This is a genomic window from Candidatus Poriferisodalis sp. (genome assembly GCF_965203655.1).
Taxonomy (GTDB): Bacteria; Actinomycetota; Acidimicrobiia; order Acidimicrobiales; family Poriferisodalaceae; genus Poriferisodalis.
On sequence record NZ_CBDBDD010000008.1, the window covers coordinates 524,836 to 542,112 of the forward strand.

Sequence of the window (17,277 nt, forward strand, 5' to 3'; positions counted from 1 at the left end):
ATTTCGCTAGATCGCACACGCGCCAGCGCGCGACGATGAGAATGTGTCGATGATCGGACCGAGCGGCACGACACGTCTCGCGGGCGTGATCGGCGACCCCGTGCGGCACTCGCTGAGCCCGGCGCTGCACAACGCGGCATTCGCTCACCTGGGCTTGGACTGGACCTATGTGGCGTTCGAGGTGCCGGCCGGCGGGGGCGCGGATGCAGTGGCGGCGATGCGCGCTCTGGGCATCGACGGACTGTCGGTGACCATGCCCCTCAAGGCCGAAGTGGCGGAGGCATGTGACGAGCTGTCGCCTGCTGCAGAAATGCTGGGCGCCGTCAACTGCGTGCGTCGCAGCGGCGACCGTCTGATCGGCGAGAACACCGACGGCGTGGGCTTCGTGAACTCGCTGCGCAGCCAAGCAGGCGTCGAGCTCGCCGGCAAGCACGCTGTGGTGCTGGGCGCCGGCGGCGCGGCGCGCGCCGTGGTGGTGGCGCTGGTGAGCGAGGGTGCCTCGGTCACGATTGTGAATCGCTCCGTCGAGCGAGCCATGCAGGCAGCCGAACTGGGCAAGAGGGCTGCTACGGCAGCCGGCATCGGCAGTTCGATGTCGGTGATGGTCGGCGCTCCCGGCGCGATAAGGGACGCCGACCTGGTCGTGAACGCAACACCGCTGGGCATGCGCGGGACCGATCCGATGCCGGCCCCAGCAGAGCTGCTGCGCCAAGGACAGATCGTTGTGGACCTTATCTACATGCCAGCAGTGACGCCGATCCTCGAAGTCGCCGACGAAGCGGGCGCCCAGTTCCTCAACGGCACGGGAATGCTCTTGTTCCAGGCCGCCGAGCAGTTCAAGATGTGGACCGGCCGCGACGCACCTGTCAGGGCGATGGGGGCAGCCGTCGGTCTGGACATCGCCGGGTAACTCCCCGGCCCGAGCGCAGCCCTGCGAGGCTGGCGGCGACCGGAGGGCCATCGGCGTGATCAGCGCAGCACCCAGCACGGCACTGAGCACGACAATGGGCGTCGATACCGTGACATTCGGCGTCGACGCCGTGACGCTCGCCGCCGTAGTGCTGGGAGGTGCCGCGGCAGGGATTGTGGCTGCACGCTGCGCCCAGCGCTGCTACGGCGTCCGCCTGCATCGCGCAGCGGCGATCGCGTCGTGTGTTGCAGTCGGGGTTGCACTGGTGGTGCGGGCCGGCTCGAGCGCCTATGCGGCCCCGCTGCTCGCATTCGGCTGGGCCGGGGTTGTGATCTCGGGGATCGACCTGCGCACCCACCTGATCCCGACGCGGCTGCTGCGAGCGACCACGGCGTTGGCCATCGGTTTGCTGTGCGTGGCTGCAGCGGCCGAGGGCGGGCTCGCGGGTCTTGGGAGCACAGCCGTGGCGACCTCGATCGGAGGAATATTCGGCTGGGGCCTGATGCACATGATCTGGCGGGCATCGCGCGGCAGCTTGGGCTATGGCGACGTGCGCCTCGGCGGCTACCTGGGACTGCATTTGGGCCTCGGCGGGATCATGACCGTGCTCGCAGGGCTCTTGGCCGGCTTCGCCCTCGCGGCCCTGGTGGGCGCGATCGGCATCGTCGCACTCGGCCGCAGCACCGACCACCGGTTCGCGCTCGGACCCTCGCTGGTGGCCGGAGCACTGGCAGTGATCTGGTGGTCAATGCCCACGGGGTTCAGCGTGTAGGTGCATCGGTACCCTCGCCGTCTATGGCGGGCACCATCCGCGTCGACGTGCCGCTCGGGGATCGTTCCTACCCCGTGCTGGTGGGTGCTGGCGCGCGCCACCAGCTCGCCTCGGTGTTGCGCGAGTCAAAGCTGACTGCCGCAGCTCAGCGTGCTGCGGTCGTCACCCAGCCGGGCATCGGCGTGGACGTCGATCCCGGCATCCCGTCGGAGACCTTCGAGATTCCCGACGGCGAGCAGGCCAAGGAGCTGGCCACGATCGGCGAGCTGTGCAGCGGGTTCACCGGTTTCGGCCTCACCCGTCGCGACGTGGTGGTCGCTGTCGGCGGGGGCGTCGTGACCGACGTGGCCGGCTTTGCGGCGGCCGTCTACCACCGGGGCGTCGCGGTGGTCCATGTCGCCACCACGCTGCTAGGTCAGATCGATGCTGCGGTGGGCGGCAAGACAGGCGTAAACCTCGCCGAAGGCAAGAACCTGGTCGGGGCGTTCTGGCAGCCCGCAGCAGTGCTGTGCGACACCGAGGCGCTCGAGTCGCTGCCCGCGCGCGAGCTGCGCGCTGGCTACGGCGAGCTGGCCAAGTACCACTTCATTGGAAGCCCCGCTGCAGAGCCCTGGCTTGCCAAGACCGCCAGCGGCGACCTCGGCGAACTGCCGATCGACGAACGCGTCGCAGCGTGCGTGGCGATCAAGGCCGAAGTGGTCGCGTCCGACGAGACCGAGAGCGGCCGCCGGGCACTGCTGAACTACGGGCACACGCTGGCCCACGCACTTGAGATCGAAGGCCGCTTCGACATTCGGCACGGCGAAGCAGTCGCTGTCGGGCTGCGCTACGCCGCGCTGGTGGCCCGCCTGCTGGGGCGCATCGACGATGCGCGGGTCGCCGAGCACGAGCGGGTGCTGGCGGCCTACCGGCTCGACGCCAAGCTGCCGGCAGGCGTCGATGCCGACGAGATCATCGAGCTGTTCGGCCGTGACAAGAAGGCCACCGACGGCATCACCTTCGTGCTCGACGGGCCGAGCGGCCTCGAGGTAGTGCCCGGCGTTGAAACGGGCGTGCTGCGCAGCGCGCTCGACCAGATGTAGTCAGGAGCCAGAACCGATGCCTCGTCACGTCGTCCTGCTGCTGTCGGGACCCAACCTGAACCTGCTGGGAACTCGCGAACCCGAGATCTACGGCACCGAAACGCTGCTCGAACATGTCCAGGCGGCTCGCGGCGCGGCGACTGAACGCGGCTGGGACCTCGAGCATCGCCAGAGCAACCACGAGGGCGATCTCGTCGATGCCGTGCACTCGGGCATCGGCCGCGTGGAGGCCATCGTGGTGAACCCCGGAGCGCTCACCCACTACGGCTGGTCGCTGCACGATGCGCTAGCGGCGTTCGACGGACCGATCGTCGAGCTGCACCTGTCCGAGCCCCGCGAGCGCGAACCGTGGCGTCACCTCTCGGTGGTGGAACCGCTGGCGGCGGCCCGCGTCGCAGGCGAGGGCGGCGCCGGCTACCCCAAAGCGGTCGCGCTCGCCATCGAAGCGGCTGGTCCCGGCGGACCCGTTTCAGATCCCGGCAGCGAGCCCCAGCGCCTGTCGTGACCGCAGCCATCGCCTGTACCGTCCCGACAACGCGCCCTCCAGCGGCTGCCGTCGCAGGCGCCGATCCGATCCCGTTGATCCGAACCTGTTGATCCGAAGAGGTTGAAATGGCCATCTCCACCGCCGACTTCCGCAACGGGATGACGCTGGACCTCGCCGATGGGCTGTTCCAGCTTGCCGAGTTCCAGCACGTCAAGCCGGGCAAGGGCGGCGCGTTCGTGCGCACCACGCTGAAGAACGTTCGCACCGGCGCCACGCTCGAGCGCACCTTTCGCGCCGGCGAGCGCATGGAGCGCGCGGTCATAGACAACCGCGACATGCAGTACCTGTACGCCGACGGCGACTCGCTGGTGTTCATGGACACCGACAGCTACGAGCAGCTCCCGGTCAGCCGAACGGCGGCGGGCAGTGCCACGAACTTCTTGGTGGAAGGGGAGATGGCCACGGTGGTGCGTCACGGCGACGAGGTGCTGGGCGTGGAACTGCCCGCATCGGTGGTGCTCGAGGTGGCCGACACCGATCCCGGCGTGCAGGGCGACCGGGTGTCGGGAGCCCGCAAGCCCGCAACGATGTCCACCGGGCTGGTGGTGCAGGTGCCGCTGTTCATCGAGCCGGGCGAACGCCTGAAGGTCGACACCCGCAGCGGCGACTACATCGAGCGGGCCCGCGGCTGACCCCGCGGGGTTGCCGCGACGCGCTCGGAGCTGCAGCCATGAGCCGCCCGAGCGACCCCTTCGCCGCCCCCGACGAGCCGACCCGCCGCCGCGAGGCGCGCCAGCGCTCGGTGGAACTGCTGTACGAGGCCGAGATGAAGTCGTGCGAGCTGGCCGACGTGCTTGCCGAGCAGGTCGCCGACCTTGATCCGTTCGCGCTCGAGCTGGCCACCGGCGTCGCTGCACGGCGCGCTGAGTTGACCGAGCGGCTGGCCGGGCTGCTGGCCGAGGGCTGGACCCCGCAGCGTCTGGGTGTGTGCGATCGGCTGATCATGCTGCAAGGGCTCTTGGAGCTCGAGCGCGGCGACGCACCGGCTGCGGTGGTGCTCAACGAAGCCATCGAGCTGGCGCACCGCTTGGGCGCCACCGACCGCAGCGGCGCCCTCACCAACGGCGTCCTGGCCGCCGCACTCGACAGCCGGTGACGGCCACCCACGGCCCGATCATGACGGATACCGCGTGACGCCCGACGGCGATCCGCGCCCGCGACGGATCGCCGAGCGGGAGCTCGTCTTTCTCTTGGGCGCCATCAGCGCCACCACGGCGCTGGGCATCGACATGGCGCTGCCCGCGTTCACCGACATCCGGCTTGGGCTCGGTCTCGCTGCCGATTCGCCCCAGGTGGCGCTCACCGTCACGCTGTATTTCTTCGGCCTGGCCGGCGCGCAGCTGTTCTACGGCCCCTTCACCGACCGGTTCGGCCGCAAGCCGGTGCTGTACTCCGGGCTGGCGTTGTACACGCTTGGGGCGCTGGGCTCAGCGCTGGCGCCGACGTTCGGCGTGCTGATCGCGAGCCGGCTGGTCTGGGGCATCGGAGCCGCAGGGCCCCGCGCACTGTCGCTGGCGATCGGCCGCGACCTCTACGAGGGGGACCGGCTGGGCCGCGTGCTCTCGGCGGTCGCAGCGGTGTTCATGGTGGTGCCCGCGATCGCGCCGCTGATCGGCCAGGCAGTGCTCGCGCTCGGGTCGTGGCGCTGGGTGATGGGCGCCCCGATGGTGCTGACGGTGGTGCTGGCGCTGTGGATCATCCGACTGCCCGAGTCGCTGCCGAACGAGCGCAGGCGCCCCCTCACCCTGGTGCGCACCCGCGAGGCCATCACGGCGGTATTCACCAACAAGCTCACCATCGGCTCGGCGCTGGCGGTCATGTTCGACATGGGCTCGTTCTTCGCGTTCCTGGGCAGCAGCCAACTCGTCTTTGATGACGTGTACGGCCGCGGCGACGTGTTCGCGTACTACTTCGCCGGGATGAGCGTGTGCATGGGGCTGGTGGTGTTCACCGGCAGCCGGCTGGTGACCACGATCGGTGCTGACCGGATGATCGTGACGCTCCTGCCGACCACCGTGGTGCTGTCGTGCGCGCTCGCGCTCTGGTCGTGGCAGGCCGGCGGCACGCCGTCTTTCTTCGGCTGGTTTGCCGCGATCGTTGTCATCAATGCCGTGCGCACCTTCGTCAACCCGCTCATGCAGGCTCAGGCGATGGGGCCGATGGGTGAGCTGGCTGGCACCGCATCAGCGGTGATCGGCACGATCTCGGCGGGCGGCGGCGCGCTGCTGGCGATGCTGATCGACCGTATGATCGATGGCTCGGTGACCCCGCTGGTCGTGGCCTACGCCGGCTACGGAGCGATCGGGCTCGGATTCGCCCTGTGGGCCCGCCGCCACCGGCTGGCACCGCCGACTGCCCACGCGCCGAACGCGCGCTGAGGTCCGCACCCGCGCCGCAGGGATGGTCGGCGCAGCGGCCTTGCACAGGGCTGATATGAAATATATGGAAAATGATTGGAATGAACCTATACAGCGCGCATAGAACTCCACGGCACCCCAGCGATGGCCTCGACAGCACGAGGCGGCTGCGGGAACCGAGTTCTCAGGAGCGGTGCCATGGTCATCCCCCAGCGCCAAGACACAAGGGTCCGTCGCAGCATGTGCGCCGCTGCGGCAATAGTCGTGCTTGCTGCGGCCTGCAGCGGGAGCAACGCAGAGCCCGTCGATCTCGGCACGCCCATCTCGGCAGCGCCGAGCGTTGCCACGTCCGAGGCGCGTGACGATCCGCTCCTGCCGCAACAGGCCACCGAAGCGCGGCCGATCACTGCCGGCGACGGCAGCTTCCCGGTGCACTTGGCTCGTCCGCCGACTCCTGAGCTGCCGCCATCAGTCGACATCGGCGCCGGACGCGTCTGGATGCCCTCACCGCCATATCCCCCCTCACAAGCGGCTCGTCGGCCCATCCAGACGGGGTCGCAGTCGGCCTTGCTCGAAGACACCGGGGCCGGTACGCGATACGTCGTTGATCAGCGTCAGCGATGGGCAGCGATGCCGCCGTATCTGCCGGCGGCACGGGACGCCTTCGAGCGGGGCGATCGAGTCGCTCGGAGGCGCGCCGGCACGGAATCGGCCTGGGAGCTGGTGATCGATCCATCCGGACTGGTGTACGAGGCCCACTTGACGGTCGATCGCCGCGCCGCCTACGACCACGTTTCGCTGTGCCCCCCGCATCCGACGCCGCAGACGCTCGGGATCGATGTTGGGCACAGCCCCCAGCAGCGTGACCGAGCGGCGGCAGCCGTCGAGGCCTTCATCGTGGGGATGCGGTCGCCCGGTGGCAGACCAATGCACTCGTGGGGCACCACGGCCAACGACGTTGCGAAGCTGCTTGTGTACAGCCCGGGCGAGCCAATGGAGCTTGCGCTCGGCGGCCACAGCCTGGCCGACGCGGGGTTCTTCCCCGGCGACTGGTCGGCACAAGCGAAGTCGTGGCTGACCCGTCTGGCAGCACATGGCGCGGTCGCCGACTCACTGGTCGGGCATGCCGCTGTCAGTCACGGCCCCGCCACGCTGTGGGAGGCGTGCAGCGATCTGGCCACGATCACGCCCGGTGCGTACACCGCGTCGCATCGCACCCGCCAGCTCGAGTCGCTGTGGGCTCGGGGTCTGCGCCTTGAGTTCACAACACCGCCCGTCGACCGTGCCTGGGTGGCCGACCTCAGCGCGGCGGGACACGCACTCGCAGTCGTCTGCCATGAGCCGGGGCGGTCGTACCTCATCGATGCGTCGACCCGAGAGCGACGAGACGCTGGCACTGATCATCCGGCACAGGTCGAGGCCATGTGGCTCACCTGGTCCCGGCTCAGCTTCCGGGTGCTGCGCAATGCGCTGTTTGAAGGCGGTTGCGACAGCGATGCCTTTGCCAGCGCAGTGCAGTGGCTCCAAAGTGAGAAAGACGCTCACGCCGCGAGCATCGACTGGAACGAGCCCCGTGCGTGGGGCTCGGGCGTGCGCAACCAGTGGATCGCCGTCCGCGAGTGGGTGGAGATGCCCCAAGCCGAGGCGTGGCAGGCGCACCGCGATCATCGCTGGCACTTGGCACTCTGGTGCCAGACCGGCATCCCTGTCGGCGCACTGGTCGACGGCGAGCTGTTGAGACCTGAGCTGTCGCCGCACTGCACGCCCGAGCAGTGGTCGGCGTTGCGGGATGCCGCAGCGGAAGCTCCTGAGGTCACCTGGGAGCTCTCGGCCACGAAATGGGAACCGGGCGCAAGCTGGCACGAGCGCATGTACCTCTCGCCGTTCAAGTCGCTAGAGCAGATCCTCGGTTGCCCGCCGGCCGAGGACGTCATCGCCGAAGCGGCAGCCAAGCCGCCAGATCGGCGGGTGAAGAAGCCGTGGCCGCCGGGCTCTCTGCCACTCACCCCCGCAGATCACGCCTACCCGCGCCCGATGCCGCCGTGCGCCGAAGCCGACTGGCCGCCGCCGACCGAGAACTACTGGTGGCCCGAGGCTGCGCCGCTGACCGAGGCATCCTCATGAGCGCCCTGCGCCGCAGACCGGCTCAGTCTCTTGGCGGACGTCGAATCGGCGCACAGCGAGCAGCCTGGTGGACACTCGCCGTCGTGCTGGCTGTCCTCCCACTCGCCCTGGCGGCCGGGCGCAGCAACGCGGCCGCGGCGCAGACGTCGGTGGCACCGGTGCTGAGCTGTCCCGCTGGCATGGCGCTCGACAGCGCCAGCGGAACGTGCCTCACCGTGCGTACCGAGACCGTGGCCCGTTCGATGGGCTGCCCCGCCGGTTGGAATGGCATCGCCGGACCTGGCAGCAGCTTGCTGTGTCAGCGTCGCATCGAGCGCCGTGTGGACACCGGGCGGACCCGGCGCGTGCACAGCCATACGACAACTTCGGATGTGTGGATACGTACGGGTACCGAGCAGGTGCAGACCGGCACGCGGCGGGTCTGGGTGCCGCCGCGCACCGTGGTGTACCCGCTCGTCCCGCCGGTGCGCGCGCAAGTGGGCACCCGGACGGAAAGGGTTCAGGTCACGATGCCCGGTCCGCCCGTCAGCTACGAGGTTCCGTACAAGGCGAAAGTCACGCGAACCCGGCAGGTGGAGCGTTGCGCTTTCCATCCGGTCACGGGCATGACGTGCTGGAACGAGACCGTCACCGAGACCTCCACCGAGACGCGCACGCGCTCGGTGTGCTGCAGGCCGGGCCCTGACATCGTCCAGACCGTCACCCGTGAGGTTCCCGTCTACGAGTGGCAGACGACCACGACCTCTACAGAGCCCGGCTACTGGGACACCGAGCCGGTGTACTCCGAGCGCGAGACCGGCTACTGGCACACGGTCGAGTCGGTGCACTACACCACCGAGCCGATCTACGAGACCAAGGTCGAATTGCAAACCCAGCCAGCGACGCTGGCCCCCTGTGCCGCCGGCTGGCAGCTTGCGGGAGGCCAGTGTTCGCGAACGGTCCTCGGCGCCCCATCCGCGGCACCGACCCAGCAGTGCCCATCGGGCTCGGTGCCGCGTTACGGCGATGCGCTGGTCGGCACCGGTCCGTCAGTGCTGTCCTGCCAATCGTCAGCGCCCGGCTCGAAGCCCGACACCGGCACCGAGCAGGAAGACAGCGGCGGCCCTGACGACAGCCCCGACGGCGGCGCGCGGCCGCTGCATCACCTCGCCGGCGAGAGCGACGAGCGGCTGGCCGAGTTGGGCATCCACCGCTGTGCAAACGGGCTGCTCTCGTACGTGCCCTGCGACGAGCTGCCGGGCCGCAGCTGGGGCAGTGATCCCGACATCTGCGACGGCATCGAGGGCACGACCTACCGCCCAGACCACGGCGGAAGCTGCGTTACCGCGAGCGATCTGCTCAACAAGTGCACGACGCCCGGCGATTGCGATGAGACCACCATCCGCACCTATTGCCCCGCAATCGGCGAGCTGGCAAGCACGCAGATACAGGAGCACGCTCACCCAGTCCGCGGCGCGGAGACCTACCGGGTATGCATCTTCGACTGCTCGAGTTTCGGCACCTTGCCGCCGTATGTGCGAACGCGCATCAACGGCTCCTACGACTACGCCTGCCTTCCTGCGCCGGAACCCGATGAAGAGCCGACGCCGACCACCACGACCACGGCCCCCACTACGACCACGACGACGCACGAAAGGGAACAGGACGAGGAGGACGACCCGGTCGATGATGATCCGGTTGAGGACGACCCGGTCGATGATGATCCGGTTGAGGATGATCCGTTCGATGATGACCCGGTCGGCCGGCCCAGGCCCGAGCGCCCCGTCGACACGGCACCACCGCCGGTTCCCGAGTGCGATCTGCTGCCGCCGGAGTCGCTGCTCGCGACCGATGCCGACGAGCTGACCTGGAAGTCGAACGTGGCGGCCGCGGGCCGGCGCCGGCATCAGACCGACATGCCCGGCGACGGTGCGTACTTGCAGACAGCACCGGGGCGCGGCTGGATGGAGACGGCCGGATCCCTAAATGTGGCTGAGGGCCGCTGCAGCTGGGTGGCGACATCGGTGCGCACCACTTGGTCAGAGCTGCAGCCGTGGGACCCGGCGGACCGCGTTCGCATGGCCGCCGACGACCACCCCATCGACGGCACCCGGCACTTGGTCGCTCGCTGGGATGCGCTCAGCCCGCAGCAGCAACAGACAGTGCGGCGGTGGCGAGCCGACCCGGTGGAGGTCGATGCAGCCTGCACCGTCAGGCAGGCCGGCTCGACGCGATCGGCTCGCACCGATTGCGCGTGGGTGCTGAGCATTCCGGGCGCATACCTCTGGTCTGCACAGGTGTGTTTGCAGCCAGTGCCCGACTCGGGCGGCCAGCGGCGCGCCGAGCCTGGTGACGACCCGCTGGAGACGGATGCCGATTGCTGGATCACGCTCGGCGAGGGCGTCGACTGGATTCGCTCGGTCGGCGACTACGCCGACGGCCGCGTGACTGTCACCGGCGACGGGAGCGGTTCGTGACGATGCCTGCCCGCCCCGGATTCGGCGTCGACGATCAGGCGTCTGCCGCGCCCGGCGTGGCGCACTCTGGCATCGAACCGTGGCGGCTTGGCGTTGCCGCGCTGATCGTCGCTGTCGTCGTGGCAGCGATCTGGCTGTGGGGTCGCCCGCACCGGGAGTCTCCGCCAGCGCTCGTGGCGGTGACGTCCGAGGCGTGGCTCGCGGGCCAGCCGCCAGGCGCGTACGAGGTCGCAGCAGTTCCGCAGGATCTCGCCGGCCGGTTCGTCGATCCTGATTCGATTGCTGGCAACGTCGTGGCCTTCGACGTCCCGGCGGGAACCTTCGTCACGCCGGCCCTGCTCGGCTCGCCTGGCGCAGCCGCCGGCGCACACACTGCCATACGCCTGAGCGCGGACACTTCCGCGTGGCCCGAGCCCGGCCCGCGTGCCGGCAGCCGCGCCGTCGTGGCCGGTGTGCTGGGCGGCTGCGCACTCGACGTGACCACCTTGGCGGGCGGCGCGGACGGGAGCATCGTGGTGCATGTCGATGCAGCCGGCGCAGCTCGCTATGCGCATGCGGCTGAGCTCGACGGGCTCGTGGTCTGGCCGGCACCGCCCGACGGCTGGCCCGAATGCCGACCGGCGGGTGCTGGCAGCTCGCCCATGCCGTCGCAGCAGTTCGGCGGCCAAGCGCCCTACGGAAGGGGCAGCCAAACCCAGTCGGGACCCCGCAGCGACGCGCAGTGGGGTTATGGCGGCGACACCCCGGCGGGTTCCGGCAACGAGGCCCCGGCACCGGAACAACTCGGGGAGCAGGCGGGGGGCTGAGCAGTGCTGCTGGTACTGAGCGACGATGCCGTGCCGTCCGCGGCGTGCGACTGGGTGCGCGACGCCTTGCAGTCCGGACTGTCCGCTGCCGCGGGCCGCGTCTGGTTCGCGACCGACGTGCTGTCGATGCCGCGCACCGACGAGGGAGGCGAGCCGTGCGTGGTGTGGCTGAGCTGCGGGGCCGAGATCGATGCCATCGCCGCTGCATCGGCCGCGTCGAGCGAGGTGATGCTGTTGCTCGGCACCCCGATTGTGCGCGCCGCGAGCGGTGTCGAGGGTGCCTCTCGCTCGGCAAAGGCGTGGCAGGCGGCGATCTCCGGAGAAGTGCCGCGCACTGCTGTATGGCTGCCCACAGCAGGCGGCAGGCGCGGCGATCCCACCGGCGAGCTGTCCGCGGCACTGGGGGCGAACCGGGTGGTGCGCCTCAAGCGGGTCGGCGCTCGCAGCGCGGCCCGGCAGCTCCACCGTCTCGGGCGCTCGCTGGCGTCATCGGCGTGCGCCCCGCAGCGGCTCGACCGCACCGACGGCGCAGTGCGGCGGCGCACCGCTGCGCGTGCCGCCACCGATGCTCTCTCGGAGCTGCTGGACGAGCCCGACATCGAGGAATTCCAGATACGCGGCGGCGAGTCGATGCTCGTGCAGTACGCCGACGGCCGGGTGGAGCGGCGCCCGTCGCCGTTCGCAGCCGACGACGATCTCATCGAGGCGGTGCGCTTCCTCGCGAGCTATTCGGGCGATCGGCCCCAGCGTTTCGATGAACTCGACCCGCGGCTGGACGTGCGCGTCGGAGACCGCTGGCGACTTCACGCGGAAGCGTTTGTCACGAGTCCGCCCAACGTGGTGCTCCGCTCGAACATGGCGGGCCGGATGCGTCTGGACGACCTCGGCGTCGTGTCGAGCCAGCTCGGCAGCGTGCTCGTCGAGGCCATCGCCGGCCGGGTCCGGGCCAATGTGGTGGTCGCAGCCGCCATGGGCGGGGGCAAGACCACGCTGTGCCAGGCGCTGCTCGCTGCTGTGTCCGACCACGAGCGCATCGACACCATCGAAGACACGCCCGAGCTGCGGCTGGCCGAGTACGGCATTCACCCCAACACCTTTGAGCGGTTGACCCGCGACGCCAACCAGGACGGCTACGGACGCCATTCGATGGCTGACCACATCCGTGATGCCAAGCGGGCAAATGCCGCCAAGCTCGTCGTCGGCGAGATCCGCGGCGAGGGCTGCGAGGCGCTGCTGGATGCCATGTCGTCGGGCCTCGACGGCTGCCTGGTCACATTGCACTCGCAGCCGGGCAAGGGCGTGCTGGAGAAGCTCGTGGCGTACGCCTGTTCTGAGGGCGCCGAACCTGACTACGCCCGCCGGCAGATCGCGGCGGCCGTGGACCTGTGCGTGTGGATGGGCCGCAATGACGCCGGCGAGCGGGTCGTAGCTGACGTGACGCAGCTCACCGGCATTGACGATGTCACCGGGGTCATCTCCACGACGTGTCTGTGGGCGCTGCGAGCGGGCGACCGCTGGGCAACCCCAGCCGGCCGCCCCGTCGGCCGCATGGCGGAGGTGTATGCGTCCGCCGGCCTGCCCGCAGCAGGTGGCGACGCCCAGCTGCCGACGGCGTACTCGCAAATCGTCGACGTTCCGGTGACGCCGAACCCCGGCACGGTTGCACCGCCTGCCGACCCGCCGGTTCACACCCAGCCGCAAGCGAAGGCGCAGCCGCCGGTGCGAGCAGAGCAGCCGACAGAGGGCCAGTCTCAAGCGGCCGAACCACCCAGCGCGACGCAGCCGCAGGCAAAAGCATCGTTGCAGGGCGACGAGCCACCGGATCTGCAGTCGGAATCACTGGATCCGCACGCGGAACCGCCGCGACCAGCGGAATCGCGTACGGGCGCGCCAGCGCGTGACAACGGGTTGTCGCGGGGAGTGCTGTGGGATCCCGGTCCGCTCATCCCCATCGATGACCCGCCGCCGTACGAGCCGCTCGTCGCCGAGGACACAGCGTGCTGAAGTTCGCGGCACTCGGCGCAGCGGGATGCGCAGCAGCGCTGTGGCTGCTGCTCGGCACCGGCCACCGGGCCCGTTCGCGCGGCGAGGAATCGTCCCGCTGGCCCCTCTTCATCACTGGAGCAGCTGCATTCGTAGCCGGACTGGCCTTCGGGCCGACGGCGGCTGGCCTCGCAGGCGCGGTGGTCGGCATCGGTGCGTGGTGCGGCGCGTGCATCGTCCGCAGCCGCCAGCGTGTCAGCGCGACAGAATCCGTGGCGCAGTTTGCAGCGATCCTCGCCAATCAGGCTCAGGTGTCGCGCACAGTGGTGGATGCGCTTGAGACCTCGGCGCCATTGGCCACCGGACCGATCGCGCACACCGCAGCGAGGCTTGTCGAGGAATGCCGCAGCGTCGGGGTCGAGGCGGCGGCGCAGCGGTTCGCAGCGGGCGCCGACGGCGCGGTCGCGGCCTGGCTGGCCGATGTCGTGGCGGTCGCTGCGGCGAGCGGCGGCCAGTGGGTGCCGATCTTGGGCGTGCTGGAAGCCGAAGCTGCGGAGGCCGCCTCCACAGCGCGCCATTTTCACCGTCACGTCGCCGCCAACCTGCCTCAGCTCGGGCTCGCAGCAGTTCTCGGCGCCGGGGTTGCGCTCGGCAGCGCGCTGGTCAGCCCGGACGCGTGGGCGTGGCTGTCGGGCACGCAGGGCCAGCGCGTCGGGCTCGCCGCTGTCGTGGTCGCTGTGGCGATCAGCGCCCGGCCGCTCAGTGCGGCGTGGGAGATGCTCCGGTGACGGTGACGCCCGACGGGGAGCTGCCATCGGCCTGGGGAGATGCTCCGGTGACCGTGTCGTCCGCGGCCGGGCGCCGTCGGCCTGGGGAGATGCTGCGATGAGCGGGCCGTGGCCGCCGGTGGGCGCGCTCGGCATCTGGCTGATGGCCGCCGTGAGCGCGTGTGCCGCGATCGGGCTGCTGGCGTCGAGCGAGCGTCGCCGCCGGAACCGCCGGAGGCTGACCGCGTTGGGCTGGAGTCCGGCGCGGCTCGCGAGCCTGACAGTGATCGTGGCTGTCTGCACCATCGCTGTCGGCTTCGTTGCCGCAGGTCGGCTGTCAGCCAGCGGGGAGACCTCGCCGGCAACGGCGCTGGCCTGGGCACTGCTGGTCGCCGTGGTGACGGCGTGGGCCGTGCCCGGTCTGATGGCTGGCGCCGTGCTCGCCGGTCACCGGCGCCGCGCCGATGCAGCCGTGCTGCTGTGGCTGCGCCGTATACGCCTCTTCGTGGCGGCTGGGCATCCGATCAGCGTGGCGGTGCTCGACGCCGCCGAGCGCGTCACCGACCCCGCATTCGCACCCGCCGCCGGCGCGGTCAACGCAGCCGTGCTCGGCGGGCGCGACCCGCTGGCAGCGGTGGCGACGCAGCTCGGGGATTCGCCGACGGCGTCACTGCTGCGCACGGTCGACGCTGCCGAGCGTTCCGGCGCCGCGGCCTCGCAGCTCCTCGACCGAGTTCTCGACCGTGTCGTGCGAGCCATGGACGACCGCCGCCGCGAGTCCATCGACCGCCTCGCCCGCTCAGTAGGCGCATCCGCCTCGCTGCTCGCAGTGGTCGCCTCAGCCGTCGTCATGGTGACCGTCGTCATGACCCTCCCCGCGGCGTGAGCAACGAGCGCCTTTCCGATACCGATGATCCCGACCGCCCGCAGAAGCGGGCAAGGAGCAAACACATGGATTCACCAGTCACCAAGCTGATCTTCATCGCCGCCGCCGTCGCCGCCTCGATTCTCGTTGTGACGGTCATGTGGACCACGCTCGGCAATAACGCCCCGCAAGCTCATGACAGCACGGTCGATCTCAGCAAGATCACAACCGACAAGCTGTGCGAAGCCGTCGGCGGCGATTGGGACGGCAGCAAGAAATGCACTCCGAAGTCTGGCTAGGCCATCTGATCAGTCCGCATCCTGTCGCAGTGGCTTGACATGGACAGCTCGCTTTCGATTCTGCGCTTGTTCAGCGTGCTGGTGGTCTTCATGGCGTTGGTGATCTCTCTGTTCACACGGCAGGTCGGCGCGGCTGCCGCGCAAGGTGCCGCCGATGCCGCCGCGATCGCAGTGACCGATCTGCTGCCAGCAGCATGGGACTGCCAGCTGGAGTCGCCACCCGACGAATTGACCACCAAGGTCCGCGAAGCGGCGGCGAGGGCAGCAGCCGACCGCACTGCGCAGCTCGCCGCTGTGCAGCCCACTGCGGTAGAAGTGCGAGCGGACCCGACGTGCTCGGTCATCGTTTCGGTGAGAGTTTCATCGGCGGGCTGGCTCGGCTCACGTGGTGCGCTCGGTGTGGCCTGTCGCCGCCCGCCGTCGGCCGAGGGCGCAGCGCTGCGAGCACCGGTGGCACCGCCGTGCTGAGCCGTGCCGGTGACCGTGCGGCCCACTCACCCCTTGGCGCGTTGCCTTCTGGACAGCTAGCGCATGGCCGGCTGGGACGCAGGCAACCAATTCGGGGTGAGTCCTCTCAGGAAGGATCGGCTCATGGATGAGAGCGTCGGCATGCTCAGCGTGGCGGCCGTGCTGGTGTTCGGCATCTGGCTGGTGGACTATTCCGGCGACTCCACACGCGCCTCAGGGTCCATCCGGGCTGCGAGCGTCGAAGCGGCGCACTACGCCGCCAGCGCACTCGCATCGCCACCAGACACCGCTACTAGTGCCGAGATCGACCGGCACGCTGCGGGCATCGCCGAGCGTGTCGTCGGCGCCGCGGCGATCGCCGATTGCGACACGGCCGATCAGCGCTTCAGCGCGACCGCCGCCGTTCACCGTGTGCCATCGAAGACTGAACCTGCCGCCGTCAAGGTTGACGTGGTCTGCCCGCTCGCTGTCTCGTCGCTCTTCAGCGACGTCGTCAGCACCCGAGTCGCCGTTCCGGTGCCAGAGGACCCGGCGGCCCAGCGGTGAGCGTTCAAACCGGCCCTGCCACGCGGCGCTTGGCAGCACGCGTCGAAGGCCCGATCGTCGGGCGCGCCCTCGAGCATGCGAGGACGCGGCAATGAGCACGCCGTTCGTCGCGCTGGCGTTGGCTGCCATGTGCGCGCTGTTCAGCGCTGCCGCTGCCGACACAGCGCAGGTCATGGGCCTGCGGAATCAGGCCGCCAACGAGGCCCGCCGGGTCGCGATCAGCACGCTTGATTCGTGCGCCGTCAGCGACGGTCCCGGTCGTCGCTGTGTCCTGCCGCCGGGCTGCACCGCCCCGGCCTGCTCGGTCTGCCGGCGCGGCGACGCCGTCCAAGCTGACGTGTCGCTCGACTGGTCGCCCGTGCTGCTGCGAGGCCTTGCCCCGGCACACGGCCGCCACGCGCTCAGCCTCAAGAAGCTCGACGTGGCCGACTTGGCCGGCACCGCCCTGCCCGCCTGCGCTTGAGCGAGTGTTGCCGGTGCGGAACGATGCACAGCGGTGCGCCGGTGAGGGGTCGCAGTGCGCTGCAGCCCCTCTGGTCCAGTGTCATGCACTCGATGTCGGGTTGATCCAGCGCAGCTCAGCGAAACGGGCGAAATCGGAGTCTGCTGAGACGATCGCCAGACCGTGCTCGATGCACAGGGCGGCGAGCGCGGCGTCGGGAATCAGGTTGGCGCTGAGATGCAGTTCTCGAACCAGACGCCCGAGGATGTTCCGGTACCCCCGGCCAGGTTCGGGAATCCACGCGCTGGGAGCGCTCAGCCAGTCGTCGACGAACGCCCATGCCTCGGCGGGTCCGAGCGGGTTCGGTACTGCTCGCGGGTTCGTGACGATCCGCAGGAAGCCGGCGAGCGACTGCCAAGGAAGCCCGACCCGACGTGGCCCGTTCAGCGCTCCCTCGAGCCACGTACGCGTTGCGTCGTGGAACGGGCTCCGTTCGTCGACGGCGTACAGCAGGACGTTGGCGTCGATGAGCACCCGCAGTTACCTCGTGCGCGAGCCTTCGAGCACATCGATGGCCTCGGCCACGTTGCTGACGTCGATCTGGATGCCGAGCGGATGGGTCCGTTGGACGAAGGGGCGAGCGTCTGATGAGGCTGCAAGCCCGCGCCGCACGAGGTGGTTGACGGCCTCGGAAACGCCCATGCCGGTGTCCTGGCGCAGACGTGCCAGCGCCCGAGCTGCATCCTCGTCGAATTCGATGGTCGTGCGCATGAGCAAAGAATAACACGAGCATGGGGAAAATTAAGCATGCAAATGAGTAATCGAGTGCATGATCACGCCTCCTGAGTCAGAT

The 17,277-nt window shown here is 69.7% G+C and carries 19 protein-coding genes; 17 read left to right on the forward strand and 2 right to left on the reverse strand.

Annotation, left to right across the window (positions count from 1 at the left end):
• Nucleotides 1-49 precede the first annotated feature (49 nt).
• The 17 genes from aroE (at nt 50) to ACOGW9_RS11095 (ending at nt 16,445) form a co-directional block, all read left to right on the forward strand.
• Nucleotides 50-910 (forward strand): shikimate dehydrogenase, encoded by an 861-nt coding sequence (gene aroE, locus ACOGW9_RS11015; RefSeq protein ID WP_419911190.1) that lies wholly within the window; start codon nt 50-52, stop codon nt 908-910.
• Nucleotides 911-965: 55 nt separating this feature from the next.
• Nucleotides 966-1,682, forward strand: a complete 717-nt coding sequence (locus ACOGW9_RS11020; protein WP_419911192.1) for a hypothetical protein — start codon at nt 966-968, stop codon at nt 1,680-1,682.
• Between the two features lie 23 nt (nt 1,683-1,705).
• Nucleotides 1,706-2,764: a 3-dehydroquinate synthase family protein gene (locus ACOGW9_RS11025; RefSeq protein WP_419911194.1), complete on the forward strand. Its 1,059-nt coding sequence runs from the start codon at nt 1,706-1,708 to the stop codon at nt 2,762-2,764.
• Between the two features lie 16 nt (nt 2,765-2,780).
• Nucleotides 2,781-3,269: a type II 3-dehydroquinate dehydratase gene (locus tag ACOGW9_RS11030; RefSeq protein WP_419911195.1), complete on the forward strand. Its 489-nt coding sequence runs from the start codon at nt 2,781-2,783 to the stop codon at nt 3,267-3,269.
• Between the two features lie 107 nt (nt 3,270-3,376).
• Nucleotides 3,377-3,943, forward strand: coding sequence for an elongation factor P (gene efp / locus ACOGW9_RS11035; protein ID WP_419911197.1), 567 nt, complete (start codon nt 3,377-3,379; stop codon nt 3,941-3,943).
• Nucleotides 3,944-3,981: 38 nt separating this feature from the next.
• On the forward strand, nt 3,982-4,407 hold the full coding sequence (locus tag ACOGW9_RS11040) for a transcription antitermination factor NusB (RefSeq protein WP_419911199.1): 426 nt from the start codon (nt 3,982-3,984) through the stop codon (nt 4,405-4,407).
• 34 nt (nt 4,408-4,441) lie between these two features.
• Nucleotides 4,442-5,689, forward strand: coding sequence for a multidrug effflux MFS transporter (locus ACOGW9_RS11045; RefSeq protein ID WP_419911201.1), 1,248 nt, complete (start codon nt 4,442-4,444; stop codon nt 5,687-5,689).
• A 177-nt stretch (nt 5,690-5,866) separates the two neighbouring features.
• Nucleotides 5,867-7,792: a hypothetical protein gene (locus ACOGW9_RS11050; RefSeq protein WP_419911203.1), complete on the forward strand. Its 1,926-nt coding sequence runs from the start codon at nt 5,867-5,869 to the stop codon at nt 7,790-7,792.
• A gap of 83 nt (nt 7,793-7,875) precedes the next feature.
• Complete coding sequence (locus tag ACOGW9_RS11055; protein WP_419911205.1) at nt 7,876-10,248, forward strand: hypothetical protein; 2,373 nt, start codon at nt 7,876-7,878, stop codon at nt 10,246-10,248.
• A complete protein-coding gene (locus tag ACOGW9_RS11060) occupies nt 10,245-11,054 on the forward strand; it encodes a hypothetical protein (RefSeq protein WP_419911207.1) in 810 nt (269 codons plus the stop codon). The genes ACOGW9_RS11055 and ACOGW9_RS11060 overlap by 4 nt, the downstream gene beginning before the upstream one ends.
• Before the next feature lie 3 nt (nt 11,055-11,057).
• Nucleotides 11,058-13,058, forward strand: coding sequence for an ATPase, T2SS/T4P/T4SS family (locus ACOGW9_RS11065; protein WP_419911209.1), 2,001 nt, complete (start codon nt 11,058-11,060; stop codon nt 13,056-13,058).
• Complete coding sequence (locus ACOGW9_RS11070; RefSeq protein ID WP_419911211.1) at nt 13,052-13,825, forward strand: hypothetical protein; 774 nt, start codon at nt 13,052-13,054, stop codon at nt 13,823-13,825. Before ACOGW9_RS11065 ends, ACOGW9_RS11070 begins: the two co-directional genes overlap by 7 nt.
• A 97-nt stretch (nt 13,826-13,922) precedes the next feature.
• On the forward strand, nt 13,923-14,690 hold the full coding sequence (locus ACOGW9_RS11075) for a type II secretion system F family protein (protein WP_419911213.1): 768 nt from the start codon (nt 13,923-13,925) through the stop codon (nt 14,688-14,690).
• The gene (locus ACOGW9_RS11080; protein WP_419911215.1) at nt 14,687-14,968 is read left to right on the forward strand and encodes a hypothetical protein; all 282 of its coding nucleotides are present in this window, start codon (nt 14,687-14,689) and stop codon (nt 14,966-14,968) included. Before ACOGW9_RS11075 ends, ACOGW9_RS11080 begins: the two co-directional genes overlap by 4 nt.
• Nucleotides 14,969-15,007: 39 nt before the next feature.
• The gene (locus tag ACOGW9_RS11085; protein WP_419911217.1) at nt 15,008-15,436 is read left to right on the forward strand and encodes a hypothetical protein; all 429 of its coding nucleotides are present in this window, start codon (nt 15,008-15,010) and stop codon (nt 15,434-15,436) included.
• Between the two features lie 123 nt (nt 15,437-15,559).
• Nucleotides 15,560-15,982, forward strand: coding sequence for a hypothetical protein (locus ACOGW9_RS11090; protein ID WP_419911219.1), 423 nt, complete (start codon nt 15,560-15,562; stop codon nt 15,980-15,982).
• Nucleotides 15,983-16,073: 91 nt separating this feature from the next.
• The gene (locus ACOGW9_RS11095) at nt 16,074-16,445 is read left to right on the forward strand and encodes a hypothetical protein (RefSeq protein WP_419911221.1); all 372 of its coding nucleotides are present in this window, start codon (nt 16,074-16,076) and stop codon (nt 16,443-16,445) included.
• Nucleotides 16,446-16,526: 81 nt separating this feature from the next.
• Here ACOGW9_RS11095 and ACOGW9_RS11100 read toward each other — a convergent pair whose 3' ends face one another.
• Complete coding sequence (locus ACOGW9_RS11100) at nt 16,527-16,958, reverse strand: type II toxin-antitoxin system VapC family toxin (protein WP_419911223.1); 432 nt, start codon at nt 16,956-16,958, stop codon at nt 16,527-16,529.
• 6 nt (nt 16,959-16,964) lie between these two features.
• Nucleotides 16,965-17,195: a CopG family transcriptional regulator gene (locus ACOGW9_RS11105; RefSeq protein ID WP_419911225.1), complete on the reverse strand. Its 231-nt coding sequence runs from the start codon at nt 17,193-17,195 to the stop codon at nt 16,965-16,967.
• Between the last annotated feature and the right edge of the window lie 82 nt (nt 17,196-17,277).